We start from the raw sequence: 25,813 nt of genomic DNA on the forward strand, positions 1-25,813 counted from the left end.
AAAATGAAGCGAAGCGGTCCTGGCTAGGCGCGCGGCCGCAGACAGTACAAGTGGTACGGCAAGGCCGCGCAACGACGCCAGGATCTTTTTGAAGCGACCTCTTAGAGCCAAGGCGTCTGGCTCAAAGCGCGTTCGGCGCGCCAGCCATGCAGCCACTGCAGCGCGTCGTAGAACTGCGCTTGCGTGCGGCCGGTCCAGAGCGTGTTGCGCACAAAGCGGTCCACGCCTTTCGCGTGATAGACGCGGCCCATGTCGCGGGCGGCGTACAGCACGCGCGCGGTGCGCGGAATGCGGGCCTGCTCATACAGCCTGAAGGCCTCGACGAAGTCGCCATCGGTCGCTTCCACGGCAGCACCCAGCGTCACCGCATCTTCCAGCGCCTGGCAGGCGCCCTGCGCGACGTATTGCGTCATCGGGTGCGCGGCATCGCCGAGGATCGTGGCGCGGCCAAAGCTCCAGCGCTCCACGGGGTCGCGGTCGGCCGTGGCCCAGCGCTTCCACGATGTCGGGCGGTCCAGCATCTGGTGTGGCAGCGGATGGATGCCTTCGAAGTACGACAGCACTTCCTCCTTGCTGCCATCGCGCACCCCCCACGTCTCCTGCTCGCGGCTGTGGAAGGTGACGACGAGGTTGTACTGCTGGCCGCCGCGCAGCGGGTAATGCACCAGATGGCAATGCGGGCCGGCCCACACCACCGGCGCGTTGACTTGCAGATCCTCGGGCATGTTGCCGACATCGACCACCGCGCGATACACCACGTGGCCGGTCACGCGCGGCTCGTCGCCGATCAGCGCATGACGGATCGCGGATTTCACGCCGTCGCAGCCGATCACCGCATCAGCGGTATGCCGCTCGCCACGCTGGTCGATCACCGTCACGCCGTTGTCGTCCTGATGCAGCGCACTCACCTGCGTGGCCGTGCGGAACGTGATCAGCGGGTGATCTTGCACAGCTTCCAGGATCGACAAGTGAATGTCGGCGCGATGGATCACCGCGTACGGATTGCCGAAGCGCTCGCGATAGGCAGCGCCCACATCGACGCGTGCGATGTCGCTGGCGTCGATGGCATCGCGCAGGTTCAGGTAATCCGTGAAGACGGCGCGGCTGCGGGCCGCCTCGCCCACGCCCAGCGCGTCGAGTGCCGCAAAGGCGTTGGCCGCAAGCTGGATGCCGGCGCCGATTTCGCCGATCTTCTCGGCCTGCTCCAGCAGTTCGACCCGCACGCCCTTGCGCGCGAGAGCCAGCGCCGCAGCCAGCCCGCCGATGCCGCCGCCGACGATCAGGACCTTGCGCGAGGTGTTGGTAGAGAGTTTCATCGTTGTCTCCTGGCCTGCTACGACCTTGTTCGAAAACAGCCGTCAGGCCGTGAAATCGGGTTGGCGGCCCGGGGCCGCCTGGGCAAACGCGGGATGCACGCTGGCATGCGTGTACACCGCCATGGCCCGTTCAAACTTCTCCAGGTCGCAGCCCATGCGCAGCGCGTTGGCCACCTGCGGCACCAGGGCGACGTCGGCCAGCGTCGGCGCGTCGCCAAAGCACCAGCGGCCACGGCCGTGACGCGCCAGCAGCCGCTCCACGGCCGCCATGCCCTCGTCGATCCAGTGCCGATACCAGGCGGACTTCTGCTCGGGCGTCACCTTCAGCACATCCTCCAGATAGCGCAGGATGCGCAGGTTGTTCACCGGGTGCATATCGCAGCTCACCACACTCGTCAGTTCCAGCACCCGGGCGCGCAGCTCGGTCTCCAGCGGAATCAGGCGCGGCACCGGGTGGCGCGCATCGAGGTAGTCGATGATCGCCAGCGACTGGCCGAGCCGGAAATCGCCATCCACCAGCGCGGGCACGGTGGCCGACGGGTTGATGCCCTCGACGTACTCCGCCTCGTGGTGCTGCCCCTTGCGAATGTTCACGGGCAGGTAGTCGTACGGCAGGCCCTTCAGCGCCAGCGCGATGCGCACGCGATAGGACGTGGAACTGTTGAAGAAACTATAGAGCTGCATGATGCGTTCGCCTTTTCCGCCTTGCGACTCAGATGACCGCAACTTTCAGTTCGCCGAGGCCATCTACGCCGGTCACCATGGTGTCGCCACGCTTGACCGCGCCCACGCCTTCCGGAGTGCCCGTGAAGATCACATCGCCCGGTTCCAGGCGGAAGAACTGCGAGAGGTACGCCACGGTTTCCGCCACCGACCAGATCAGGTGCGACACATTGCTGCGCTGCTTCGTCTCGCCGTTCACGGTCAGCCAGACGGCGGCATCCTGCGGGTGGCCGATCTCGCTGGCGCGGTGAATCGGCGCGACCGGCGCGGAGGCGTCGAACGCCTTGCCGATTTCCCACGGCCGGCCCATTTCACGCATCTTCATCTGCAGGTCGCGACGGGTCATGTCCAGGCCGGTGGCGTAGCCCCAGACGTGCGACAGCGCGTCCTCCACGGCGATGTCCGAGCCGCCCTTGCCGATCACCGCCACGAGTTCGGCCTCGTAGTGATAGTTCTGCGTTTGGGTCGGATACGGAAGCTCCAGCGTCTTGCCGTACGGCACCGGCACGATGGCGTCAGCCGGCTTGCAGAAGAAGAACGGCGGCTCGCGATCCGGATCGAAGCCCATTTCGCGAGCATGGGCGGCGTAATTGCGGCCCACGCAGTACACGCGGCGCACGGCGAAGGAGTCATCGCTGCCGACGACGGGGATGGCAACGGTAGCGGGCGGGGGAAAGACGTAGGACATGGTCGGGTCTCGTGAATCGAAAGGGTGAGCGGGGGCTGCGACGGTGCCCGGGGGCACGTCGTGGCAATGGTCTTGAAATGGATGAAGGGCCGGGGTGTTGCGGATCAGGTGCGCGCTTCACGCAGCAGGTTCAGCGCCGACAGCACCGGACGGTCCGAGTAGCTGAACAGCACCGCGTCATCGACGGCGGCAAGCTGCACCGGGGCCCAGGACGGTGCGACGAAAACATCGCGCGGCTCGAACTGGAATTGCTCGTCGCCGATGCGCACGGTGCCGCGACCCTCCACCACGCTGTAGACGGTGGCATCGGTGCTGCGATAGGTCTTGCCCTGGAAGCCTGCGGGCAGGTACTGCATGAACGTGGCGATGGTCGGCATCGGCCAGCCGCCCGTGGCGGGATTGACATAGCGCAGCTTCACGCCGTCCCACGGATCGAGCTCGCCATTGCGGTAGAGCTGGTCGAGCGCTTCGCGCGACCGCGCATAGGGATACGAGAAGATCGGCGAGGTGGGGTCGGTCACGCGATGCCGCACGGGCACCATGTTGTGGCCGAAGCGCGCCAGGCTGTCGCCCTCGGGGCGCGTGACGGGCTGCTGGGCTTCCGGGTAGTTTTCGGCAAACCCGGCGTCGAACTGCTGCACCAGCGGAATGTCCAGGCCATCGAGCCAGATCACCGGCTCGCCGCCTTCGTCCGCCGACGGATTGCCGTGGTCATGCCACGTCCACGACGGCGTGATGATGAAATCGCCGGGATGCATGGTGGTGCGCTCGCCGTTGACGGCGGTCCAGGCGCCCTTGCCTTCCACGATAAAGCGCAGCGCGGATTGCGTATGGCGATGGCTTGGCGCCACTTCGCCCGGCAGGATCAGCTGCAGGCCGGCGTAGAGCGTGGAGGTGATGCTGGACTTGCCGGGAATGCCGGGGTTTTCCAGCACCAGCACGCGGCGCACGGCTTCTTCCGCGCTGATCACGCTGCCGGCCTGCATGACCAGCGGGCGCACCTGCTCGTACTTCCAGATGGCCGGCACGATCTGCGGCCGGGGCTCGCGCGGCACCAGCGCATGCAGGGACTCCCAGAGCGGGGTCATATGGCTGCGGCCGATGCGCTGGTAGTAGGCGACGCGATCCGGTGCGGTCTCCAGACCTTCGACGACGCGGGCAGTGGCGGTATTCGACATGCTGTCTCCGTTACTTTTTTGCCGGCGCCGTTTTGAGGACGCCGATCTGTTGATTGGATTTATACGCCGCGCCCTATAAGATTTGAAATGAAGTTTTGATCTTATGTATATCTTTTACGGTATAGGTGGAACGCAATGGACTGGACCCAGCGGCTCAGGCTGCGCAATCTTCAGATGCTGCTGAGCCTGGCGGAGACCGGCAACATGAGCCAGTCGGCCACGCTGCTCAATACGACGCAGCCGGGGCTGTCGAAGTGGCTCAAGGATCTCGAGGACGATATCGGCCTGCCGCTGTTCGAGCGCCAGGCGCGGGGCCTGCGGCCGACGCCGTATGGCGAATCGCTGATCGAGCATGCGCGCCGGATCGAAGCCCAGCTCGACAGCGCGCGCGACGACCTGCAGGCCATGCGCGATGGCGGCAGCGGGCTGGTGGTGGTGGGCACCTCGGGGGCGTCGTCCGCCGATACCGTGCCGCTGGCGGTGCTGCACCTGTTGCAGCGCCAGCCGCGCGCACAGGTACGGCTGGTGGAGACGACCATGGACCGGCTGATGAGCCAGCTCGCGCGCAGCGAGATCGACATCGTGGTCGGCCGCTCCGCGCCGGAGCTGCAGGACCCGCAGATCCGGGCCGAATCGCTCTACATGGAGCCGATCCACTTTGTCGCGCGGCCACGGCATCCGCTGGCGACCCGCGGCGATGTCACGTGGCAGGACCTGCGCGCGTATCGCTGGGTGGTCTGGCCGCGCGGCACGCCGATCCGCAATGCACTGGAAGGGGCGCTGGCCAGCGCGGAACAGTCGCTGCCGGCCGACATCGTGGAGAGCAATTCGACCGTGCTGAATCTCACGCTGCTGAACAACAGCGACATGATCGGCCTGGCCTCGCACCGGACCGCGCGACGGCTGGAGGAACTGGGCGCGCTGAAGATCGTGCCGCTACGGCTGGCGGGCTTTGGTTCGGTGTCGATGTACTGGCGCGATGACGGGATCAAGCGCGCCGCGGTGGCGACGATGCTGGACTGCCTGCGGCGCGCGGCGGAGCGGGCGCCCGTCGAGGACGTGGCGCCGCTTGGGGCCACCTGACCCGCACGCGCTCTCTTGTCGTCTACTTCCGGAACACCAGGCTGAAATTGTTGGCCGGCATCGCGACGGGCGCGTCGCACGTCATGCCCTGCGCCGCCCCCAGCGCGATGACCGCCTCCATATCCCGCACCCCCCACTCCGCATCGGCCGCGCGCAGTTGCGTGTCGAACGCCTCGTTGCTCGGCGCCGTATGCGCGCCGTTGCGGCGATACGGCCCGTAGAGGTAAAGCACCCCGCCCGGCCCGAGCCGCTTGCCGGCGCCTGCGAACAGCGCCTCGGTGGCCGCCCACGGCGAAATGTGAACCATGTTGATGCAGACCATCGCCGCCACGCCGTCGATCCCCCACGGCTCGGCGCATACGTCGATTGCCAGCGGCGGCAGGACGTTCGGCACGCCGGCATGAGCGGTCCACGCGGCGATCGACTCGCGCGAGGTCGCGTCCGGATCGCTCGGTTGCCATGTCACGCCGGGCAGCGCCGCAGCGAAATGGACCGCATGCTGGCCGGTGCCGCTGGCGATCTCCAGCACGGTGCCGGACGCCGGCAGCACATCACGCAGGACCGCAAGGATCGCCTCGCGGTTGCGATCGGTGGCGGGTGCCATGCGGCGTGCGGAGGGATCGGGGGACGGGCTGGTCATGGGGGCTCCTGTGAAATGCAACCCGGAATGGTGGCACAAATTAGCGCCCCGGATTGGCGGCCCGGATGGCGGCATCCGGGCCGCGTCGCCCACAAGGGTAGCAGGCCCGCTGCCTGTGCACAGATGGCGCGGCGGGCCCGCGCCGTTCAGCCCTTCGACAGACGAATGCTCGACGGCGTGGCCGTCAGGTAGCCCACGGCTGCGCCGAAGCGGTCCTTGTAGTTGGCCCGGATCAACGGATCGAGTGTCGGCTTGACCTTGTCATGCAGCCCCGCTTCCCAGTCGCCCGGATGCTGGAAGTTGCTCATGATGTAGGTCCATCCGTGAATCTCGTCCACCGCATGCAGGCCAGTGGATTCCGCGCCGGCCGGGCAAGAGAGCACGCGCGACAGCACCTTCGTGTCGACGTTGTACGCCCAGAGGAAGTTGTTCACGTGCGTGTTGCTGTCCTCGCCGATAAACAGCGTGCGCAGCGCCTCGGAGAACTTCAGGTTATCCGGCGTCGCCACCTTGTCCGGGTTGGCGAAGTTGCCGAGCGCGTCCTGCGCCTTCCTCGGCCCACCGCCCAGATCCTCCGACACCAGCGCCGGCACCGGCGCCATGTCGACGGGCACCCACTCGCTGTCGATGCGCGCGCCGGCCTGGTCAGACTGGCCGCCACGCAGGTTCAGCTCGTACACCGCGCCCGAATACGGACCTTCCACGCGGATATGGCCGGCATTGGCCGCGTTGCCCGCCAGCATGCTGGTCTCGATGCGCGAGATGGCCGAATACGCCTTCTTGTCGGCGATATTGACCGTAGTGCCTTCCATCTTGGTAAAGCCCAGGCTGCCGCCAGCCAGCGCCGCGTAGCGGTGCGTCTCCAGGAAGGCCGCCGCCTTTTCCTGGCCGGGCATCACCTTCACCCAGTTCGGCTTGCCGTCAAAGAGCACGCGCGTGTAGCTGCCGTCTTCCGGATCGGACCACTTGACGTCCATGATGTCGGCCACCTTGATGCCGCCATCCACGAGCTTGCGGATCTCGGCGCTGCTGGCGCTGCCCAGCGGAATCCAGGACAGCGTGGCCGCGCCCGGGCCGGTGCCCGATGTCTGGTGCCACCGGGCCACGTAGAGCCTGCCGCTGGAGAGGTCGCGCGGCTTGTCGGCGATGAACAGGAACAGGCCGCCGTTGGTGGCGTCATCGCCCATCAGCACGGTGCGCTCGTCCGGCATGACCTGCACGAGTTCATGCGAAATCCGGCCGAGGCAGTAGTGCTTGTGGATCGATCCGGTGCCGTCCGGATGCACGGTGACCTCCGGCAGATGGCCATAGTGATACGGGTTGGCGCGATCGGCGTCGCCATACAGGTTCTGGCTGAAGCCGCGCAGCTTCTTGTCGGTGGCGGCACGCGTGGCGTCCGGCTCGTACTCCTCGCTGGACAGGTGCGTATTCCACGGCGACAGGCTGGCGCCGCACGTGATCCACAGCCCGTTCACGCCCGAGGTATCCACGTTGTGATAGCGCACCGGCGTCAGCTTGCCGGTCTTCGGGTTCTGATCCAGCGTGATGACGGCGATCGGGGACGGCAGCATGCCGTGCATCTCCGCATTGGCCTGGTTGCGCGTGGTGTACTCGAACTGCACGACCGCAAAGACGGGGTTGCCCTTGACGCCCGGCACGCGTGCGCGCGGCAGCGTCAACAGCGAGCTGCCGTCCGGCCCATCGGAGAAGAAATGACGCGCGCGGCCGGGCACCGAGGTATCCATGATCGGCTGGTTGCGGATGTCGTAGTACCCACCTGCCAGCACCGGCTGGCCCTTGGCGTCCGGCAGCATGTCGCCCGTGACGAAGAATGGCTGGTACGCCAGCGTGAAGTCCTGCGCGCTGCCATCGGTGTAGGACACCCTGAGCGAAGATCCGACCGTGGTGGTCGCCATCGCCGCCGGGGTATCGAGCCCGGGGGCCGGCATGCCGTTGAAGGCGGCGGCGGCAAATGTGGCGCCTGCCTTGCGCCGGGGCGCGGCGGCCAGTGCCGCCTCCATCGCCCCCATCCCGCCCAGCAGCCCTGCGGCGGCCGTACCAAGCGGCAGCATCGGTGCGCCACCAAGGATCTTCAAAGCCCGGCGACGGGCGGCTACTGGCATATCGGTCATGGATAAGAGGCACTATAAAAATGATTCTGGCGTCGTTGCGCGGCCTGGCCGTACCACTTGTACTGTCTGCGGCCGCGCGCCTAGCCAGAACCGCTATCGCTTCATTTTTATAGCGCCTCCTGGCGGGCAACGGGAATGAAGCGAGAACCCGGTCCGACGCCGAGCATAAGCCACTTGTGTGACAGCAAGTTGACGTTACTCCAGGCCGTCACAAACCCCGGACCCCGGCTGGGGCGCCGGGCTGCGCTACACTCGCCCTCCTGCACCGCCAGCTTTGACCGACCGGTGCCGCCGGCGCCGCCCGCGCCGCGCGTTTTTGCCCAATTTCGCCGCCTTGCCCACTTATACCCTCGCCGCTCCCGTCCACGCCGACATCGAAATCCGCAAGAGCCGCTTCATCGCGCTGGCCGTGCCGGTGCCGGATCGCGATGCGGCCATGGCCGTCGTCCAGGACCTGCGTACGCAACACCCCACCGCCACGCACGTGTGCTGGGCCCTGCTGGCGGGCGGGCAGTCGGGCATGTCGGACGACGGCGAGCCCTCCGGCACCGCCGGGCGCCCGATCCTGGAGGTGCTGCGCCATCACGACCTGGACGGGGTGCTGGCCGCGGTGGTGCGCTACTACGGCGGCATCAAGCTGGGCGCGGGCGGTCTGGTGCGCGCCTATACCGATGCCATCGCCGGCGCGCTGAAAGATGCCGAACGCGTGGAGCGGATCACCTATGCCACGCTGACCGTCGATGTCGACTACGCCGACGAGCCCCGCGTGCGCCGCTGGCTGGACCAGTCGGCGGGCGAAGGCTGCACGCTGGCCGATACGCACTACGACGCGCTGGCCCGGCTGGTGATCCGGCTGCCGGCCACGCTGCGCGCGCAGGCCATCGACACGCTGCGCGACGCCACGCATGGCCGCGCGCAGTTTCCCGACGCCCCCGACGCGGAGACCTGAGATGGCCGATCCGCACGATGACGACACGGCGTACAGCGCCCGCATCCTGCCCGGCGAGACGTGCTTTGCCGCGCCGGCGTCGCTGAGCCTGCTGGAAGCCGCGCTGCTCGAAGGCATACGCCTGCCAAGCTCCTGCCGCAACGGCACCTGCCGCGCCTGCATCAGCAAGCTCCACGCGGGCACCGTGCGCTACCGGATCGAATGGCCCGGCCTGAGCCCCGACGAGAAGGACGACGGTTTTATCCTGCCCTGCGTGGCCTGCCCGACCAGCGACGTCACGTTCGAACCGGTGGGCATGCCCTGATGTCAGCCGGCCAGACCCGGCCAGCCACCACCCCATCCTGAATGGCTAGTGCTGGCTGGCCCCGGCCGCGCCAATGCCGGTCATCGCCCGCACGAACTGCGCACCGTAGCGCAGGCGTTCGGTGCGCGCCTGCGCGGATCGGTCCAGTACCGATACCAGCCAGGCGCAGGCGAAGGCCAGGGTCATCGAGAACAGCGCCGGATTGGCATAGGGGAAGATCGCCTTGCCATGATGCAGGATCCCCACCCAGACGGTCGGGCCGAGCACCAGCAGCGCCACTGCCGACACCAGCCCGGCCAGGCTGCCCGCCACCGCACCGCGCGTGGTCAGCCCCTTCCAGAACATCGACAGGAACAGCACCGGGAAATTGACCGAGGCCGCAATCGCAAGCACCAACCCGGACAAGAAGGCGATGTTCTGCTTCTCGAACATCACGCCCAGCACCATCGCCAGCAGCCCGATGACCAGCGTGGCAGCCTTGGAGACGCGGATCTCGTCTTTCTCGCTGGCCTGGCCGCTGCGAAACACGTTGGCGTACAGGTCGTGGGAGACCGCCGATGCCCCCGAGAGCGCCAGCCCGGCCACCACGGCCAGGATGGTTGCGAACGCCACCGCCGAGATGAAGCCGAAGAAAAGATTCCCGCCGATCGCATGCGCCAGGTGCACTGCCACCATGTTGCTGCCTCCAATGATCTTTCCGGCCGCGTCGCGATAGGCCGTATCGCCCCCTACCATCACGATCGCGCCGAAGCCCACCACCAGGATCAACACGTAGAAGTAACCGATGAAGCCGGTGGCATAAAGCACGGACTTGCGCGCTTCCTTCGCGTTTGCCACGGTGAAGAAGCGCATCAGGATATGCGGCAGGCCGGCCGTGCCGAAAATCATGCCCACGCCCAGCGAAATCGCGTCGATGGGATTGGACACCAGCCCGCCTGGGGACAGGATCGCCAGCCCTTTCTCGTGCACCTTCGCCGCCCCCGCGAACATGGCTTCCGGGCTGTAGCCGAAATGGGCCAGCACCATCACCGCCATGAAGGTGACGCCACCCAGCAGCAGCACCGCCTTGATGATCTGCACCCAGGTGGTGGCCAGCATGCCGCCGAACATGACGTAAAGCACCATCAGTACGCCGACAATGACCACGGCCGATTCGTAACTCGTGCCAAAGAGCAGCTCGATCAGTTTGCCGGCGCCCACCATCTGCGCCACCAGGTACATGATGACCACGGTCAGCGTGCCAAAGGCGGCGGTGATGCGCACCGGTTTCTGGGCCAGGCGGTACGAGACCACATCGGCGAAGGTATAGCGGCCCAGGTTGCGCAGCCGTTCGGCGACGATGAAGAGGATGATTGGCCATCCTGCCACCACGCCCAGCGCGTAGATCAGCCCGTCATAGCCCTTGTCGAACATCATCGCGGAAATACCGAGGAAGGATGCCGCGGATACCATGTCGCCGGCAATCGCCAGCCCGTTCTGGAAACCGGTGAGGCCGCCGCCGGCCGCATAGAAGTCCGACGCCGAACGCGTGCGCCGTGCGGCCCATCGCGTGATTCCGAGCGTGAAGACCACGAACAGCAGGAACATCGCGATGGCGCTCCAGTTCAATGGCTGCGGCGTGGTGTCGCCCTGGATGGCGGGCGCCGCCATGGCGGCGGTGCCCGCGAGGCCGAGGACAGCGGCGGACAGCAGATGGTGTACGGGCTTCATGCTTTGCACTCCTTGCGCACGCGCTCGTTGAGCGGGTCGAGGTCACGATTGGCGCGGTGCACGTAGATCGCGGTCAGCAGCACGGCCGTGAAGATCACTGCCACCCCAATGGGGATGCCCACCGTCATCACGCCTGATCCGACCGGCGTGCCGAGCGTGGACGGCGAGAATGCCAGCAGCAGGATGAACCCGAAGTAGATGGCCAGCATCGCCACCGTCAACGACCAGCCGAGGCGAGCCCGCCCGCTGGTCAGCCGGATGAAATCGGGGTGATTCTGGATGGATTCCAGTTGTCGCGCGTCCATGATGGTCTCCTTTGGCGCAAAGGCCTGGCGTGGCGGCTCTGGGTGGCCGCCATCGCAAGTGGATCAAGGTGAATGGCGCCCTCTCGTGCTTGCGAGAGGGCTGATTGGTGCGTAAATCGGCGCGTCAGTCGGTGCGTCAGATGGCGCCGACCGGCTGCTCGTGCGTGATCTTCGGGCGCATGTCCACCACGCGCCGCGCCTTGCCGACGACCGTGCGCTCGATACCGTCCGCGGGCACCACCTGCACACGCGTCGTCACGCCCACATAGGTCTTGATCCGCTCCTTCAGCTCACGCTCCAGCCCCGCACGGTCATCGTCCGACAGCGAGACCGAGCGTTCGGGCCGCGCCTCGACGCGCACCTCCAGCTTGTCCAGGTGACCGTCGCGGGTCACCACCAGCTGGTACTGCGGCGCCAGCGCAGGTACCTTGAGGATCAGCTCCTCGATCTGCGATGGAAATACGTTCACGCCACGGATGATCAGCATGTCGTCCGAGCGGCCGGTGATCTTGCCGAGCCGCCGCATCGACCGCGAGGTCGGCGGCAGCAGGCGCGTCAGGTCACGGGTGCGGTAGCGGATCACAGGCAGTGCCTCCTTGGTCAGCGAGGTGAAGACCAGCTCGCCTTCCTCGCCATCGGGCAATACCTCGCCGGTCACCGGGTCGATGATCTCGGCGTAGAAGTGGTCTTCCCAGATCACTGGGCCGTCCTTGCTCTCGACGCATTCGCTGGCCACGCCCGGGCCCATCACCTCCGACAGGCCGTAGATGTCCACCGCATCGATCCCCGCACGCGCCTCGATCTCGGCCCGCATCGCATCGGTCCACGGCTCGGCGCCAAAGATGCCAACCTTCAGCGAGCTCTCGGTCGGGTCCATGCCCTGCCGTTCCATTTCCTCGATCAGGTTCAGCATGTACGACGGCGTCACCATGATGATGTCGGGCTGGAACTCGCGGATCAGTTGCACCTGCTTCTCCGTCTGGCCGCCGGACATCGGGATCACCGTGCAACCGGCCTTCTCCGCGCCATAGTGAGCGCCCAGGCCTCCGGTGAACAGGCCGTAGCCATAGCTGACGTGGACCAGGTCGCCGGGGCGGCCGCCGGCGGCGCGGATGGAGCGTGCCACCACGCTGGCCCAGGTGTCGATGTCCTTCGCCGTGTAGCCGACGACGGTCGGCTTGCCAGTCGTGCCGCTGGATGCATGCACACGCGCCACCTTCTCGCGCGGCACCGCGAACATGCCGAAGGGATAGTTGTCGCGCAACGTCTGCTTGGTCAGGAACGGGAACTTCGACAGGTCGGCGAGCGACTTCAGGTCGTCCGGATGTACCCCTGCCGCGTCGAACGCCTTGCGGTAGTGCGGCACGTTGGCGTAGGCATGGCCCACGCTCCATTTCAGCCGCTGCAGCTGCAGGGCCTGCAATTCGTCACGGCTGGCGCGCTCGATCGGCTCCAGCTCGTTGGGGGTGGGGATACGTTGGACCATTGTCTACTCCATCTCATTATGATTGCGCCGCATGCGTGGGAAGCCCGCACTGGCGTACTACGGCCACTGGCAACACATCAGATATGCGAGCGGCTTTGCACCACGCGGAAGCGGTTGGCGACGAAGGCGGCATCCGACAGCGAGGCATTCGCCGCGGGGTTGGCGCCGGAGGCATGGAAGTCGCTGAACGCCGCCGACTGGTTGACGAACACGCCGCTGGTCAGGTTCAGCGACAGCGCCACGCCCGCATCCTCGGCGGCGTCACGGATCGCCTCCGTCACGCCGGCGTCGGTGGTGTAGGCGGACAGCGTCAGCGCGCCGTGATCCCTGGCGCCGCGATGGGCCAGCGCGATGCTGTGGGCGGTACTGTCGGTGGCAACCACGAAGGAAATCGGGCCGAACAACTCCTGCATGATCTTGCCTTCGTCGCTGGCATCCACTTTCAACACCAGCGGCGTGCGGATGCGCGCGCCGGGAAATTCCGGGTGCTCCAGCACGCGGCTGTCGGCGACGATCTCGCCCAGCGCGCGCGACGCCTCGATGCGCGCCACCACGCCATCGTTCTGAATGGCCCCCAACAGCTCGACGGCCTTCGCCGGGTCGCCCGTAAGGCGAGTCACCGCCTCGCCGATCGCGGCGGCAACCTGGTCGAAGCCCAGATGGCCTTCCGGCGTATCGATGCCATCCTTCGGCACATAGATATTCTGTGGCGCCGTGCACATCTGGCCTGAATACAGCGACAGCGACAGCGCGATATTGCGCACCATGCCCTTGAAGTCGCTGGTGGAGTCGATGACGATCTGGTTGACGCCGGCCTTCTCCGTGTAGACCTGCGCCTGATGCGCATTGCGCTCCAGCCAGTCACCATTGGCGGTGCTGCCGGTGAAATCGATCAGGCGCACTTCGGGGCGCAGCGCCAGCTGCGACGCCATGCGTTCGGTCGGATCATTGGCCACGAGCGTGACCAGATTCGGATCGAAACCCGCTTCCTGCAGCACCTCGCGCGCCACTTCCACGGTGATCGCCAGCGGCAGGATCGCGCCCGGGTGCGGTTTGACCACCACCGCGTTGCCGGTGGCGAGGCTGGCGAACAGCCCCGGGTAACCATTCCAGGTCGGGAACGTGCAGCAGCCGATGACCAGGCCCACGCCGCGCGGCACCACGGCGTAACGCTTCTCCATGCGCAGCGGTTCGTTCTTGCCCTGCGGCTTTTCCCAGATGGCGCGCTTCGGAATCCGGCGCATCTCGTCCCAGGCGTAGGCCACGGCTTCCAGCCCGCGATCCTGCGCATGCGGGCCACCGGCCTGGAAGGCCATCATGAAGGCCTGCCCCGTGGTGTGCATGACCGCATAGGCAATCTCGAAGCTGCGGCGGTTCAGGCGCTGCAGGATTTCCAGCGACACGCCGACCCACGCTTCCGGACCCGCCTTGCGCCACGCGGGCATGCCCTCCGCCACGCCGGCAAAGAGCTGGTCGAGATCGGGCTTCGGATAGGTGATGCCCAGTGCCTGGCCGTAGGGCGAGACTTCCTTGCCAGCCTGCCCGATAACCCCTGGCTGGGTCAGCGCGAACGGCCGGTTCAGCCGCGCCTCGAAGGCGGCCTTGCCATCGGCATTCGCCGTTTCGCCATAGGCCCGGGGGCTGGGCATTTCCGTGAAGGGACTCCAGTAGCCGCGTTCGGCGATGGCTTGGGTGGCTTGGTCCAGCAGCGCCTGGTGGCGCTCGAAAAAGGGATGGGACACGAGTTGCTCCGGGGGGCGAATTGAATTCTTGGTGTCTGAGGCTGGCAGCGAACGGGGCAGGGGCCGCCTCAGGTTTCCTGGTCGAAATCGAGCACCAGCTTGTCGCTGATGGCATAGCTCTGGCAGCTCAGGATGAAGCCGCGCGCCACCTCGTAGTCTTCCAGCGCGAAATTGATGTCCATGTCGACCTCGCCTTCGATGCGCTTGCAGCGGCAGGTCGAGCAAACGCCGCCCTTGCAGGAGTACGGCAGCTCGATGCCCTGCGCCAGCGCGGCGTCCAGCACCGATTCCTTTTGCTTCTCCAGCGTGAAAGACCGTGTGCGACCGTCCTGGATCACCGTGACCTCGCACTGCTGCCGGCCGACTTTGTTGTGGGCACGCGCCGCTGGCCGGGCGGACGGGATGCTGGTGGCAAACAGCTCGCGCTTGATGTGGTGCTGGCTCACGCCGCCGGCGACCAGCGCCTGGGAGACTTCCTCCATCATCGAATGCGGGCCGCAGATGAAGGCCACGTCGATGTCCTGCGGACGGATCCAGTGCCTGAGCAGCGCGTTGACCTTGTCGCCGTCGAGACGGCCGTTGAACAAGTCGATGTCGAGCTGCTCGCGGCTGAGCACGAACACCAGGTTGAAGCGCCGCAGGTAGGTATCCTTCAGGTCTTCCAGCTCTTCCTTGAACAACACGGACGACGAGGCGCGGTTGCCATAGATGAGCGTAAAGCGGCTGTCGGGCTCGGCATGCAGCGTGGTCTTGATGAGCGACAGCATCGGCGTGATGCCGCTGCCGGCGGCGAATGCCACATAGTGCTTCGCGTTGGCGGCGGACAGCGGTACGTGGAAGTTGCCGGACGGCGGCATCACTTGCAGCGTCATGCCCGGCGCCAGGTGCTCATTGGCCCAGTTGGAAAACAGGCCACCGTCGACGCGCTTGATCGCCACGCGCAACTGCTCGTCCTGCACCGCGGAGCAGATCGAGTAAGACCTGCGCACGTCTTCGCCATCGATATCGGTGCGCAGCGTCAGGTGCTGGCCCTGCATGTATCGATAGGTGTGGGCCAGGTCTTCCGGCACGGCAAAGGTCACCGCCACCGCGTCGCGGGTTTCTCGCGTGACCGAGGCTACGGTCAGATCATGGAATTTGCTCATATCGCCATCTCTTTCGCTGCCCGATGCGGGTCAATGCGCCTTGAAGTAGTCGAACGGCTCCTTGCAGTCGCCGCAGCGATACAGGGCCTTGCAAGCGGTGGAGCCAAACTGGCTGACCAGCCGTGTGTGGCGGGAGCCGCAGTGCGGGCAGACCAACACCGGCGCCTGTGACGCCTTGCGGCCGATGCCGCTGATGTCGATCACCTGCTGCGCAGGCGGTGCGATCCCGTAGCCGCGCAAACTGTCCTTGCCGCGCGGCGTCATCCAGTCGGTGGTCCAGGCCGGCGCCAGCCGCGTCTGCACGCGCACCTGGTCGACGCCTCGCGCCAGCAGCGTGCGTTCGATGTCCTCGCGGATCACGGTCATCGCCGGGCAGCCCGAGTACGTGGGCGTGAGGGTGATGACGCAGGCGTCGTCCACCCATGCCACGTCGCGCACGATGCCCAGGTCCACCACCGAGATCACCGGGATCTCGGGGTCCGGTACCGCGTCGAGCCAGGCCCACACCTGTTTCACGTCCGCGCGGGACAACGCTTGCACGGTCATGGCGTTCACCACTGTGCGCCGGGATGGGCGCGCTGCAGGACTTGCATCTCGGCCAGCAGGTAGCCAAGGTGTTCGGTATGGCGGCCATGGCGGCCGCCACTTTGCGACCACGTACCCGAGGGCAGGCGCAGCGTCGCTGCCTCCAGCACTTCGGCGACATGTTGCTGCCACGGCGCGGCCAGCGTAGTCGGATCGGGAACGATGCCGTCGAGCGCCAGCGCGGCCTCGACCTCATCGGCCTCGAACAGCTCGCCGGTGTACATCCACAGGTCGTCGATGGCGTCCTGCATGCGGCGGTGGCTTTCTCCCGTGCCATCGCCCAGGCGCACCATCAGGTCGCCGCTGCGGCGCACGTGGTAGGTCACTTCCTTGAGCGACTTGGCGGCGATCTCGGCAATGCGCGCATCCATGGAGCGCTGCAGCCCTTCCAGCAGGAAGTAATGCCAGGAATCGAACAGGAATTGCCGCGCCAGCGTATCGGCATAGCTGCCGTTGCGCTGCTCCACCAGCAGCAGATTGCGGAACTGGTGCGCGTCGCGCAGAAAGGCGAGCTGGTCGGCGGTGCCGCCCGCCCCCTTCACTTCGGCCGCATAGCCCAGCCACAGGCGGGTCTGGCCGATCAGGTCGAGCGCGACGTTGGTCAGCGCGATGTCTTCTTCCAGCGCCGGGCCACGGCCGCACCATTCCGACAGGCGCTGGCCGAGCACCAGCGTGGAGTCTCCCAGGCGCAGCAGGTATTCGAGCTTGTGGTCATTCATGGCAATGTCTGGCATCGGGATCAGATGTGCTTGACGGCTTCCGGCATCGGAAAGAACGTCGGGTGCCGGTAGACCTTGCTGTTGGCCGGCTCGAACAGCGGGCCCTTGTCGCCCGGGCTGCTGGCCATCACATCGTCGGCCTTCACCACCCAGACACTGACGCCTTCGTTGCGGCGCGTGTAGACGTCGCGGGCGTTATTGATCGCCATTGCGCCGTCGGGCGCGTGCAGGCTGCCCACGTGCTTGTGGGCCAGGCCGTGCTGGCTGCGGATAAAGATCTCCCAAAGCGGCCACTCTTTCATGGCAACCTCCTGTGCAATGCGTTTTCGAGGGGGAGCGGCGCGATGCGCCGCGAAGGATCAGGCGGCAGCCTGTTCAGAGTGCAGGACCTGCTTGTCGGCGTGGGCCACCAGTCCATCGCGGAACCACGCGCCGTCATCCCATGCCTTCACACGCGTGCGCAGACGGTCACGGTTGCAGGGCCCGTTGCCCTGGATGACGTCGTAGAACTCGGACCAGTCGATCTCGCCGAAGTCGTAGTGGCCACGCTCCTCGTTCCAGCTCAACGCGGGATCGGGGATGGTCAGGCCCAGGTACTCGGCCTGCGGCACGGTCTGGTCGACCATCTTCTGGCGCAACTCGTCGTTGGAAAACAGCTTGATACGCCATTGCATGGACTGCGCGCTGTTGGGCGAATCGCCATCGGATGGGCCGAACATCATCAGCGCAGGCCACCACCAGCGATTCAGCGCATCCTGCGCCATCTGCTTCTGCTCCGGCGTGCCGCTGCAAAGCGCCATCATGATGTCGTAGCCCTGGCGCTGGTGGAACGATTCCTCCTTGCACACGCGCACCATGGCACGCGCATAAGGGCCGAACGAGCTGCGGCACAGTGGCACCTGGTTGATGATGGCCGAGCCGTCCACCAGCCAGCCTATCGCGCCAATATCGGCCCACGTGAGCGTCGGATAATTGAAGATGCTGGAGTACTTGGCCTTGCCCACATGCAGGTCACCCAACATCTGGTCACGCGAAACGCCGAGCGTTTCGGCGGCACTGTAGAGATAGAGCCCGTGGCCGGCCTCGTCCTGGATCTTCGCCAGCAACACAGCCTTGCGTTCCAGCGTCGGCGCGCGGGTGACCCAATTGCCTTCGGGCAGCTGGCCCACGATCTCCGAATGTGCATGTTGCGAGATCTGGCGGATCAGGGTCTTGCGGTAGGCCTCGGGCATCCAGTCCTTGGCCTCGATCTTGATGCCGGCGTCCACACGCGCCTGGAACTCTCGCTCCTGCGGCGCCATCTCTTCCATCGTGCGGAGCCTCGTTGCTCCCGTCTCCACCAGCTGTGCGTACATCGTGTGCTCCGCTTTTTTTGCGTCTCAACCCGGGGGTTGATCTGCATCAATCTCGTAAGTTGAAACCGATGGTAGTGATACAATTTGATTCAATCAACCGGCGTTTGTGTATCACTTTCAGGAACCCTATGACGCCCGCCACTGACACCGAAACCGTCTCCCCCCGCATCGCGCGACTCGCGCGCGGCCTGAAGCTGGGCGCCAACTCGATGCTGGTGACGCTGTTCGGCGATGTGGTGGCCCCGCGTCCGCAGGCGGTCTGGCTGGGCAGCCTGATCCGGCTGGCGGCGCCATTCGGCATCAATGACCGTCTGGTGCGCACCGCCACCTTCCGCCTGACCGCTGACGACTGGCTAAGCGCAACCCGAATCGGGCGCCGCAGCTACTACGGGCTTTCCACGACGGGACTGCAGCGTGTGCTGCATGCCGGCAAGCGCATTTATTCCGGCGAAGCCGCCGAATGGGATGGCAACTGGACACTGGTGATGGTGCGCGGCGACGTACGCGCCACGATCCGCCAGAAGCTGCGGCGCGAGTTGCTGTGGGAAGGTTTCGGCGCCATCGCACCAGGGGTGCTGGCGCATCCCAATGCGGACCTCGCCTCGCTACGCGAGATCGTCCTGGCAGCGCACGCGCAGGAATATGTAGCGGTAATGGAGGCCCACGGCCTCGAGGGGTTCTCGATCCGGCCGCTGCAGGTGTTGATGCACCAGACCTTCAAGCTGGGTGACGTGGCCACCGCATGGGGGGCGCTGGTGCGACGGTTTTCTCCACTCGTCGAAGACGCTGCAGGATTGGCCCCGGTGGATGCGTTCTTCGTGCGCACGCTGCTCGTGCATGAGTATCGGCGCGTACTGCTGCGCGATCCCAACCTGCCCGAGGCGTTGCTGCCGCAGGATTGGCCGGGTCGCACGGCGCGAGAACTGAGCCGTACGCTGTACATGGCCCTGGTCGGCCCGAGCGAAGACTATCTGCACCGCGTGGTGGAGGTGGCGGACGGTTCGCTGTTGGACGCGAGCCAGATCTTGCGCGAGCGTTTTGGGGCCGGCCCGCAGGCGGTGCCTTGACTGGCGGGCCAGTCCAACCGGCCTGGCGTGCACCACTGTACGACCGACTTCGCGCAATCGCCAGCGTCCGAATTCGCACCTGGAACGGACTTTCGATCCAGGCCGCCTGACCCTCAGTCCGTGGCGCGGCCGTTCACGGAAAAAAACCGCAGCGCGATCTTGAGCGCATCGGGCCCGGTGGGGTCCGAGAATGCCTGCCCCGGCGCGCCACCGCTCCACGCGTGGCGCAGCCCTTCGATCTTCACCAGCCGCAGGAATGGGCGGACGCCGGCCTGCCAGTCGAACACGTCCACCGCGCGCCGCGCGCCGCGCCGTACGCGCCGGGGTGGCAACGCCTCGGGCGCCGGGCTGCCCGGTGGCAGCAGGTCCAGCCACATGGCGGCCGCCGTGGTGGCGTTGTCGTAGCTCACCACCGTATCGTCGTCACCGTGGAGCAGCAGCAACGGTGGCGGCCTGCGGCCGGCCAGCGCCAGCCGGGCCGCCACCGGGTCCGGCGAGCGCTCGCCGCGCATGGCGCGCGGCGCCTGTGCGGCGTTGGTGGCGCTGTAGGGCACCGCGCCGGAATGGGACCCCACGGCGGCAAAGCGATCCGGATAGCGCAGGCCGAGCATCATCGCCATCGCGCCGCCTGCCGACAAACCCAGCGCGCAGACGCGCTCGCCGACGATCGCATAGCGCCGGCAGACATGGTCGATCATTGACATCAGCAACGCCGCCTCCGATGCGCCATGTGCGCCGGGCCGGAACCAGTTCCAGCAACGCTGGGCATTGGCCTGCACCGATTGCTCGGGCATCAGCACGACCCAGCGGGCATCCCGCGCGATCGTCGCCACGCGGGTGCTGGCGGCAAAGCTGGCGGCGTCCTGCCCGCAGCCATGCAGCAGCACCAGCAGCGGCGCCGGGCGCGCGGCGCTGACGCCGGGCGGCACGAAGATCCGGTAGCGGCGCTGGCCGAGGGACCCGATCCCGAGGCCGAAGCCCCACAAGCCTTCCTCCCAGAAGGCGCCGCCCTTGCTGACCGGCGCCCGCGCGGGCGTGACCACACCGGTCAGGGCCTGCTGCGCTGCCTTGCTCATGGCGCGGCCCATCGCCTTGCTGACCGCGCGGCCTTGCTCCTTGGCCGTACGCAGGACGGAATCCGTCACCGAGCGCTGCAGACGCCTGGCGCTGCGCGCCGCCTGCTTGCCCAGCGTAGTCCACAGTTTGGTACTGCCCGTGCGCCGCTTCATCCCGCATCGCCCTTTCGTAACCGGTGCTCCGTGGCAAGGTGCCACCGTCGCGATCTTGCACCAGTATCGCGGGCGATTGTGTCAGGTTTTCATGGCAGGGCTTGTCAGAAGGCGCCGCGCAGCGCCAGATCGGCACCGAGCAACAGCAGGCCGCAGAAGAACAGGCGGCGGAAACGGTCGGCGCTGATCCGGTGGCGCAGCCACTGGCCGATGAACATGCCGCCGAGCGCCGGCACCAGCGCCAGCGCGGAGGCGCCCAGCACCGGCGTGTGCAGCAGCGCGCCGCCCAGCGCCAGGCTCACGGCCAGCGCGATCGTGGACACCGTGAAGGACAACCCGAGCGCCTGGACCATGCTTTCCTTGTCGAGGCCGAGACCCTGCAGGTAAGGCACGGCCGGGATCACGAACACGCCGGTCACGGCGGTGATGGCCCCGGTGACCAGCCCGGCCAGCGGCGCCATCCAGCCTTCCATGCGCGGCGGCACGGTCAGCCTGACGGCGGCCAGCCCCATGATGGCGTAGACGATCAGCGCCACGCCGAGCGCGTTGGTCGCGTGATCCATCATCTTCGCCGGCACCAGCGCGGCACACAGCCAGGTGCCCGCGCAGATCGCCACCAGCATCGGCCACAGCCGCCGCAGCAGTTGCCCGAAACGCGGCCCGCCAAAAAGCTGGACCACGTTGGTGACCATCGATGGCGCCACCAGCAGCGCGGCGGCCTGCACCGGCGGCATCACGAGCCCAAGCAGGCCCACCGCCACCGTGGGCAGGCCCAGCCCGACCACCCCTTTCACAAATCCGGCCAGCAGGAAGGTCAGGCCGATGAAAACGATCTCCTGGCCGGCGTGGAACGTCGACATGCTCTCTTCTCCAATGCAATGAACGCACTCGGTGGCCGGGCTGAATGCCCGAACCTAATGCTCGAACCTGAGGCCCGAACTTAATGCCCGGCCGCGTCGTGCGCCGCGCGGCTGTCGGCCGGCGCTTCGGCGCGCTCGTTGAGGCCGTAGTCGCGCAGCACCTGCGCAACGCGCAACCGGTAGTTGGCAAACACGCCGCCGCGCCCCGCCGCCTGCGCCTGGCGGTGATCGAGCGTGTTGCGCCACGCAATGACGGCCGCCTCGTCGCGAAAGAACGAGAGCGACAGCAGCTTGCCCGGCGTGGTCAGGCTCTGAAAGCGCTCCACCGAGATAAAACCGTCGATCTGCTCCAGCGTCGGCTTCAGATGGGCGGCGATATCGAGATACGTATCCTGCCGGCCCTGTGCGGGTTCGACTTCAAAAATCACTGCGATCATGCGGGGGCTCCATGGTCTCTGTTAGAGGCGCTATCAAAATGAAGCGACAGCGGTTCTGGCTAGGCGCGCGGCCGCAGACAGTACAAGTGGTACGGCAAGGCCGCGCAACGACGCCAGAATCTTTTTGATAGTGCCTCTTATTCGAATTGCGGAATACGCGCGTTCATGGACGGGCGGTAGCGGAGCGTACCCAGCAGGCGCGCAGGTTGCACGCCGCGCTGCAGCAGTCTCTCAACCGTGCAGGCGGCCAGCACCTGCGCGAGTGCATCGCCCGGGCAGCCGTGCCGGCCGGTGCCGAAGGTCCACGGCTTGCCGGCGGGAGTGGCATGGCGGGTGGCGTGGCTCACCGCATCGGGGTCGTGCGATGCGGCCGCCAGCAGCACCAGCACGGCGTCTCCGGCCTTCACCGGCACCCCGCACAGCGTGGCATCCGCCGCCAGGAAGCGTCGCGTGTTCTGGACGGGCGGATCGGTGCGGGCAACGTCGGCGACCAAGGCATCGAGATTACCCAGGCCCGCGTCTCGTTCGACTTCCAGCCGGCCTTCATGCCCGCCATCCCGCCCGACTTCCGGCCCGCCCTCCCGGCCCAGCCGCACGAGCGTATTGCCCACCAGCCCCGCCGTGGCCTCGCACGCCTGAATCATCAGCCCGATGGCGTTGGCGGTCAGCACGGCCGGATCGATATCGGCTTCGCCCGCCACCGCCAGCATCGCGTGAAGCAGGCCATCGGACGACGCCCCGGCGGCATGCTCGCCCACCCATTGCGTCAGCCAGCGGGCCGCGGCCACGCCGGCCTCCACATCGGCGGGCGTCGCCAGCGGCGACATCGCCGCGGCAAAGGTCGTCACGAATCCGGCGACGCGCGTCGACACGTGGCCGTCTCCATCGCGCTCCAACGGCAGGCCCAGCAGGTCGGCCACGGTCAGCACCGGCAGGGTGAACATCCAGCGATTGGCCTCATGCCCGTCATCGCTGTCGACGCGCGGCAGGCCCGCCGCCAGCGTGCGGGCTCTCGTGCGTGCGGCGCCCAGATCGATGCCGGCCATCTGCCGCAGCAGGATCGTCTTCAGCGACGCATGATTGACGCCATCGTTCATACGGACCAGGCGCCCGAACAGTTCGCCAGCAACATTCCCGGCGAGTGCGGGCGGCACGGGCTGCGCAGGGGGCCGGACACGGCAATCGGGATGATTGAGAACTTCCTCCACGGCCTGCGCGCTCGCGGCCACCCAGAGTCCGAGTGCGTCATGGCGATGGAACGGATGCTGCCGTGCCAGATCCCGGTAATAGGGATAGGGGTCGGCATGCGTGACAGCGGCAATCGGGTCGATGGGGAGCATGGCGTGTCGTGAGATTCCGGGATGCGTGCAGTGTGCTATGCCGCATGAGCCCGAAGTTTCACCGCGACGTGAACAATGGAATGTGCGCGCGACGATCTTTGCTGCCTTGTCAGGGACCCCGAACGCCCCATGACAGCGCGCATCCCCTGTGCAGCGGACGCCGCCGCCGGTTGAGATTTAAGCGATTTCGATACGCCCATTCAAATTAGTCAGTTCGCCTTGGCAGGGTGCGGCTTGTGGTCGAAACTCGACACACCACGGCAAGGCGGTGCCCGTCGCATGCGCCCTTCGCACGGCGCCGCCTGGGTTGTCATGACTCTGGGAGATCACCATGGTACGAATACTGGCGTTGAGCCTGCTGGCGATGTCGCTGGTGGCATGCAGCAGCCCCGCTCCGAAGGCGTCGGCGCCCCCGCCGGCAGCGAAGGCCGCCGCTCCGGCTTCGGCGGCGGCTCCGGCGCCGGCACAGCCCGACGCCAATGCCGTCGACCCGGCCGCGATTCAGGCGCTCAAGACCATGGGCACCTATCTGCAATCGCTGAAGCGCTTCCATGTATCGATCGAACTGTCCGGCGAGCGGGTCCTGACCGACGGTCAGAAGCTGCAGCACACGGCCAGTTCCGAGCTCGACGTCGATCGCCCGAACAAGCTGCGGGCCCAGATGCGCAGCGCCCGCTCCCAGCGCGATCTCTTCTACGACGGCAAGACGGTGACCCTCTATACGCCTGCGCAGAAATACTATTCGAAGGCCGAGTTCAGCGATAACCTCGCCGGGCTGGTCAATCGGCTGGAGGAACGGTATGGCGTCGAGATTCCCACCGCCGATCTGTTCCTCTTCGGCACGCCTGCCGCGCCGCTCAACAATATCGAGTCGGCGATGAATGCCGGACAGGACATCATCAACGGCGAACTGTGCGATCACTACGCGTTCCGCCAGGGCCAGTTCGACTGGCAGATCTGGATCGCCGCCGGCAGCAAGCCGCTGCCACGCAAGCTGGTGATTACCAATCGCGGTGACGAGGCGCGTCCGCAATCTGTCACCCTGCTCAAGTGGAACCTGAATCCCGCGTTCAAGGATTCGACGTTCAGCTTCACGCCGCCGAAGGACGCCAAGATGGCTGAGTTCGTTCCGCTGAAGACCCGGTAAAGGAGATCGCCATGAAATACGGATTCGGCAAGTCGCTCCTGGTCCTGTTGAGCGCGCTCGTTCTGGCGACCTACGGCTGGGCCCCCATGGCTGAAGCCGCACGCGGTGGTGGCGGTGGTGGTGGACACGCGGGCGGAGGGGGTGGACGCGCAGCCGCTACGGGCGGCGGTGGCGGCGGTGGCGGTGGTGGCGGCGGACGCGCGGCCGCAACGGGTGGCGGAGGCCGCCAGATCGACAACAGCCACGCGGACGCGCGGACCAACAATGTCCGCAACACCAGCGTCAACAGCGTCAATTCCAACCGGAACGTCAACGTCAATTCGAACCGCAACGTCAACGTGAACGTCGAGGGCGGGGGCTGCTGTCACGGTGGCTGGGACAATGACTACCATCCGGTGGCCACGGCCGCCGCCGTCACCGCCACCGTTGCCGTGACGTCGGCCATCGTCGGCTCCATGGTCCGCACCGTCCCGCCAGGGTGCGTCCCCGTCAACTACGCCGGCATGGTCTACCAGCAGTGCGGCGCCACCTGGTATCAGCCACAGGGATCGCAATACGTGGTGGTCAACGCGCCCTACTGACGGAAGATACGCAGGAAGATCAGCGATATGAGCGGGGCACCGTTGCGGCGGTCGCCCCGTCTTAGAGGAATCGCTCGGCCATATCGAGCAGATTTGCTGCGGGAACCAACGCCGACCGCGGAAAGCGTATCAGCGCGAATGCGCGGACCATCGGCGGATCACCGGGAATCCGCGCGGACGCCACGTCGATCTCGTCCCCCTCGCCAGTCGCGTCGGGAGGCAACAAGACGTTCATCCGGGTGAGCCGCATCCGGCGGGACTTCACGCGCAAGTGCGATTTCGCGTCGGCGATGACGCCACCCAGGATGTCGAGCTGGCGATCCAGCGTGCCCGTGGTCACGGCCAGACGCGCCAGTTCGTCATCGTTCTCCTGGATCTGGGCATTGAGCTTCGACAGTTCGCCGGGGTCCGGCGCGCTCCCGCCGCCGACCACCGAGGACATCCCTTTTCCCTGTGTCTCCAGCAGCCGCAGGCGTGTCTTGAGCAGGACGATCTCGCGCTTGAGCACATCGCGCCTCGACAGCTTTCCCGCGATCTTCGCGATCCCCTGCACCGCCAGCTGATCGAGTGCGCGCCGCAGGATCTCCTGACGCAGATCCGCTTCCGTCCCCGCACAGATTCGCACCTGATGGTCGCCGAAGCTGATCGTCGTCAGCGGCACGTCCGCGCGCATCACGCCATTCTCAAGCGCGGTGCCCAGCGTCTGCCGCTCCGACATCGCCATGCCAAGCACCGCGTAGGCTTCCTCGGCAAGCGGCGCCGAGTCGAAGAATGCGCGCAAGTCCGCCGACCGGCTGATCGTGGTCTCCACATCCTCGGCGGTCGCGAAGAAGGCGCGGATGCAGGGGTCCGTCGCCCAGGCTGCCCGATTCGCCTCGCGCGCCGCGGGCAGGTCCGCGACCACCTTGCCGACGTAGTCCAGCGCTGCGCCGGCTTGCGGCGCCAACTTCTTCTGGTAGCCGGAGACCAGCCGCAGACGCGGGTTGAGCGCCGTCATCCGCTCGACGATCTCATCGAGGTCGCGGCGCTCATGCACAGGCGGCCGGGACGTGCGCCGGCGCAGCCAGTTCACAATACTCATGAAGCGGCCTG

At 66.6% G+C, this 25,813-nt stretch carries 26 protein-coding genes; 6 read left to right on the plus strand and 20 right to left on the minus strand.

The genetic code is table 11. The features are described 5' to 3' along the window. Positions 1–101: 101 nt before the first annotated feature. The 4 genes from BLR29_RS27220 to gtdA all read right to left on the minus strand — a co-directional run bounded on the left by BLR29_RS27220 (position 102) and on the right by gtdA (position 3,905). Positions 102–1,316 (minus strand): 3-hydroxybenzoate 6-monooxygenase, encoded by a 1,215-nt coding sequence (locus tag BLR29_RS27220; protein WP_092141664.1) that lies wholly within the window; start codon positions 1,314–1,316, stop codon positions 102–104. 42 nt (positions 1,317–1,358) lie between these two features. After that, a complete protein-coding gene (maiA, locus tag BLR29_RS27225; protein WP_092141667.1) occupies positions 1,359–2,000 on the minus strand; it encodes a maleylacetoacetate isomerase in 642 nt (213 codons plus the stop codon). 28 nt (positions 2,001–2,028) lie between these two features. Then, positions 2,029–2,727, minus strand: a complete 699-nt coding sequence (locus tag BLR29_RS27230) for a fumarylacetoacetate hydrolase family protein (protein ID WP_092141670.1) — start codon at positions 2,725–2,727, stop codon at positions 2,029–2,031. A 104-nt stretch (positions 2,728–2,831) separates the two neighbouring features. Further along, positions 2,832–3,905, minus strand: a complete 1,074-nt coding sequence (gtdA, locus tag BLR29_RS27235; RefSeq protein WP_092141673.1) for a gentisate 1,2-dioxygenase — start codon at positions 3,903–3,905, stop codon at positions 2,832–2,834. Positions 3,906–4,040: 135 nt separating this feature from the next. Between gtdA and BLR29_RS27240 the strand changes: the two genes are divergently transcribed. After that, complete coding sequence (locus tag BLR29_RS27240) at positions 4,041–4,988, plus strand: LysR family transcriptional regulator (protein ID WP_092141676.1); 948 nt, start codon at positions 4,041–4,043, stop codon at positions 4,986–4,988. A gap of 22 nt (positions 4,989–5,010) precedes the next feature. Here BLR29_RS27240 and BLR29_RS27245 read toward each other — a convergent pair whose 3' ends face one another. Together BLR29_RS27245 and BLR29_RS27250 are read right to left on the minus strand one after the other, a co-directional pair. Next, the gene (locus tag BLR29_RS27245) at positions 5,011–5,628 is read right to left on the minus strand and encodes a DUF938 domain-containing protein (protein WP_092141679.1); all 618 of its coding nucleotides are present in this window, start codon (positions 5,626–5,628) and stop codon (positions 5,011–5,013) included. Between the two features lie 146 nt (positions 5,629–5,774). Then, a complete protein-coding gene (locus BLR29_RS27250) occupies positions 5,775–7,760 on the minus strand; it encodes a PhoX family protein (RefSeq protein WP_092141682.1) in 1,986 nt (661 codons plus the stop codon). 334 nt (positions 7,761–8,094) lie between these two features. On the opposite strand from BLR29_RS27250, the gene BLR29_RS27255 reads away from it, so the two are divergent. Then, positions 8,095–8,709 (plus strand): IMPACT family protein, encoded by a 615-nt coding sequence (locus BLR29_RS27255; RefSeq protein WP_092141934.1) that lies wholly within the window; start codon positions 8,095–8,097, stop codon positions 8,707–8,709. Position 8,710: 1 nt separating this feature from the next. After that, positions 8,711–9,013 (plus strand): 2Fe-2S iron-sulfur cluster-binding protein, encoded by a 303-nt coding sequence (locus tag BLR29_RS27260; RefSeq protein WP_092141685.1) that lies wholly within the window; start codon positions 8,711–8,713, stop codon positions 9,011–9,013. Positions 9,014–9,058: 45 nt separating this feature from the next. Here BLR29_RS27260 and BLR29_RS27265 read toward each other — a convergent pair whose 3' ends face one another. The 9 genes from BLR29_RS27265 to paaA all read right to left on the minus strand — a co-directional run bounded on the left by BLR29_RS27265 (position 9,059) and on the right by paaA (position 18,060). Then, positions 9,059–10,723, minus strand: a complete 1,665-nt coding sequence (locus BLR29_RS27265) for a cation acetate symporter (RefSeq protein ID WP_092141688.1) — start codon at positions 10,721–10,723, stop codon at positions 9,059–9,061. Continuing rightward, positions 10,720–11,028 (minus strand): DUF485 domain-containing protein, encoded by a 309-nt coding sequence (locus BLR29_RS27270; protein WP_092141691.1) that lies wholly within the window; start codon positions 11,026–11,028, stop codon positions 10,720–10,722. Before BLR29_RS27270 ends, BLR29_RS27265 begins: the two co-directional genes overlap by 4 nt. Positions 11,029–11,164: 136 nt before the next feature. Beyond that, entirely contained in the window at positions 11,165–12,514 is a 1,350-nt protein-coding gene (gene paaK, locus BLR29_RS27275) for a phenylacetate--CoA ligase PaaK (protein ID WP_092141694.1), read from the minus strand. A gap of 77 nt (positions 12,515–12,591) precedes the next feature. Beyond that, complete coding sequence (gene paaN / locus BLR29_RS27280; protein WP_092141697.1) at positions 12,592–14,256, minus strand: phenylacetic acid degradation protein PaaN; 1,665 nt, start codon at positions 14,254–14,256, stop codon at positions 12,592–12,594. 68 nt (positions 14,257–14,324) lie between these two features. Continuing rightward, entirely contained in the window at positions 14,325–15,401 is a 1,077-nt protein-coding gene (paaE, locus tag BLR29_RS27285) for a 1,2-phenylacetyl-CoA epoxidase subunit PaaE (RefSeq protein WP_092141700.1), read from the minus strand. Positions 15,402–15,431: 30 nt separating this feature from the next. Continuing rightward, positions 15,432–15,947, minus strand: coding sequence for a 1,2-phenylacetyl-CoA epoxidase subunit PaaD (gene paaD, locus BLR29_RS27290; RefSeq protein ID WP_092141937.1), 516 nt, complete (start codon positions 15,945–15,947; stop codon positions 15,432–15,434). Positions 15,948–15,952: 5 nt separating this feature from the next. Continuing rightward, positions 15,953–16,705 (minus strand): 1,2-phenylacetyl-CoA epoxidase subunit PaaC, encoded by a 753-nt coding sequence (gene paaC / locus BLR29_RS27295; protein ID WP_092141940.1) that lies wholly within the window; start codon positions 16,703–16,705, stop codon positions 15,953–15,955. A gap of 20 nt (positions 16,706–16,725) precedes the next feature. Next, the gene (paaB, locus tag BLR29_RS27300; RefSeq protein ID WP_092141702.1) at positions 16,726–17,007 is read right to left on the minus strand and encodes a 1,2-phenylacetyl-CoA epoxidase subunit PaaB; all 282 of its coding nucleotides are present in this window, start codon (positions 17,005–17,007) and stop codon (positions 16,726–16,728) included. Between the two features lie 57 nt (positions 17,008–17,064). Continuing rightward, positions 17,065–18,060 (minus strand): 1,2-phenylacetyl-CoA epoxidase subunit PaaA, encoded by a 996-nt coding sequence (gene paaA, locus BLR29_RS27305; protein ID WP_092141705.1) that lies wholly within the window; start codon positions 18,058–18,060, stop codon positions 17,065–17,067. A gap of 128 nt (positions 18,061–18,188) precedes the next feature. On the opposite strand from paaA, the gene paaX reads away from it, so the two are divergent. Next, positions 18,189–19,127 carry a phenylacetic acid degradation operon negative regulatory protein PaaX gene (gene paaX / locus BLR29_RS27310; protein ID WP_092141708.1) on the plus strand — a complete coding sequence of 313 codons (939 nt, stop codon included), beginning with the start codon at positions 18,189–18,191 and terminating at the stop codon, positions 19,125–19,127. 113 nt (positions 19,128–19,240) lie between these two features. On the opposite strand, the gene BLR29_RS27315 is transcribed toward paaX, so the two are convergent. From BLR29_RS27315 to BLR29_RS27330, 4 genes are all read right to left on the minus strand, one after another. Further along, positions 19,241–20,356, minus strand: a complete 1,116-nt coding sequence (locus BLR29_RS27315) for an extracellular catalytic domain type 1 short-chain-length polyhydroxyalkanoate depolymerase (protein WP_092141711.1) — start codon at positions 20,354–20,356, stop codon at positions 19,241–19,243. A 104-nt stretch (positions 20,357–20,460) separates the two neighbouring features. Beyond that, positions 20,461–21,216 carry a sulfite exporter TauE/SafE family protein gene (locus tag BLR29_RS27320; RefSeq protein ID WP_092141714.1) on the minus strand — a complete coding sequence of 252 codons (756 nt, stop codon included), beginning with the start codon at positions 21,214–21,216 and terminating at the stop codon, positions 20,461–20,463. An 80-nt stretch (positions 21,217–21,296) separates the two neighbouring features. Next, positions 21,297–21,653 (minus strand): antibiotic biosynthesis monooxygenase family protein, encoded by a 357-nt coding sequence (locus BLR29_RS27325; protein ID WP_092141717.1) that lies wholly within the window; start codon positions 21,651–21,653, stop codon positions 21,297–21,299. 137 nt (positions 21,654–21,790) lie between these two features. Next, a complete protein-coding gene (locus BLR29_RS27330; RefSeq protein WP_092141720.1) occupies positions 21,791–22,993 on the minus strand; it encodes a cytochrome P450 in 1,203 nt (400 codons plus the stop codon). Between the two features lie 331 nt (positions 22,994–23,324). Here BLR29_RS27330 and BLR29_RS27335 point away from each other — a divergent pair, with 331 nt between their 5' ends. Both BLR29_RS27335 and BLR29_RS32580 read left to right on the plus strand, forming a co-directional pair. Continuing rightward, positions 23,325–24,140 carry a DUF2092 domain-containing protein gene (locus BLR29_RS27335; protein WP_092141723.1) on the plus strand — a complete coding sequence of 272 codons (816 nt, stop codon included), beginning with the start codon at positions 23,325–23,327 and terminating at the stop codon, positions 24,138–24,140. Between the two features lie 11 nt (positions 24,141–24,151). Further along, entirely contained in the window at positions 24,152–24,721 is a 570-nt protein-coding gene (locus tag BLR29_RS32580; protein WP_176861075.1) for a hypothetical protein, read from the plus strand. Positions 24,722–24,782: 61 nt separating this feature from the next. Here BLR29_RS32580 and BLR29_RS27345 read toward each other — a convergent pair whose 3' ends face one another. Next, on the minus strand, positions 24,783–25,802 hold the full coding sequence (locus BLR29_RS27345) for a hypothetical protein (RefSeq protein ID WP_092141726.1): 1,020 nt from the start codon (positions 25,800–25,802) through the stop codon (positions 24,783–24,785). Positions 25,803–25,813 lie beyond the last annotated feature (11 nt).

Origin of the sequence: Cupriavidus sp. YR651, from assembly GCF_900101625.1 — a bacterium.
Classification (GTDB): Bacteria; Pseudomonadota; Gammaproteobacteria; order Burkholderiales; family Burkholderiaceae; genus Cupriavidus.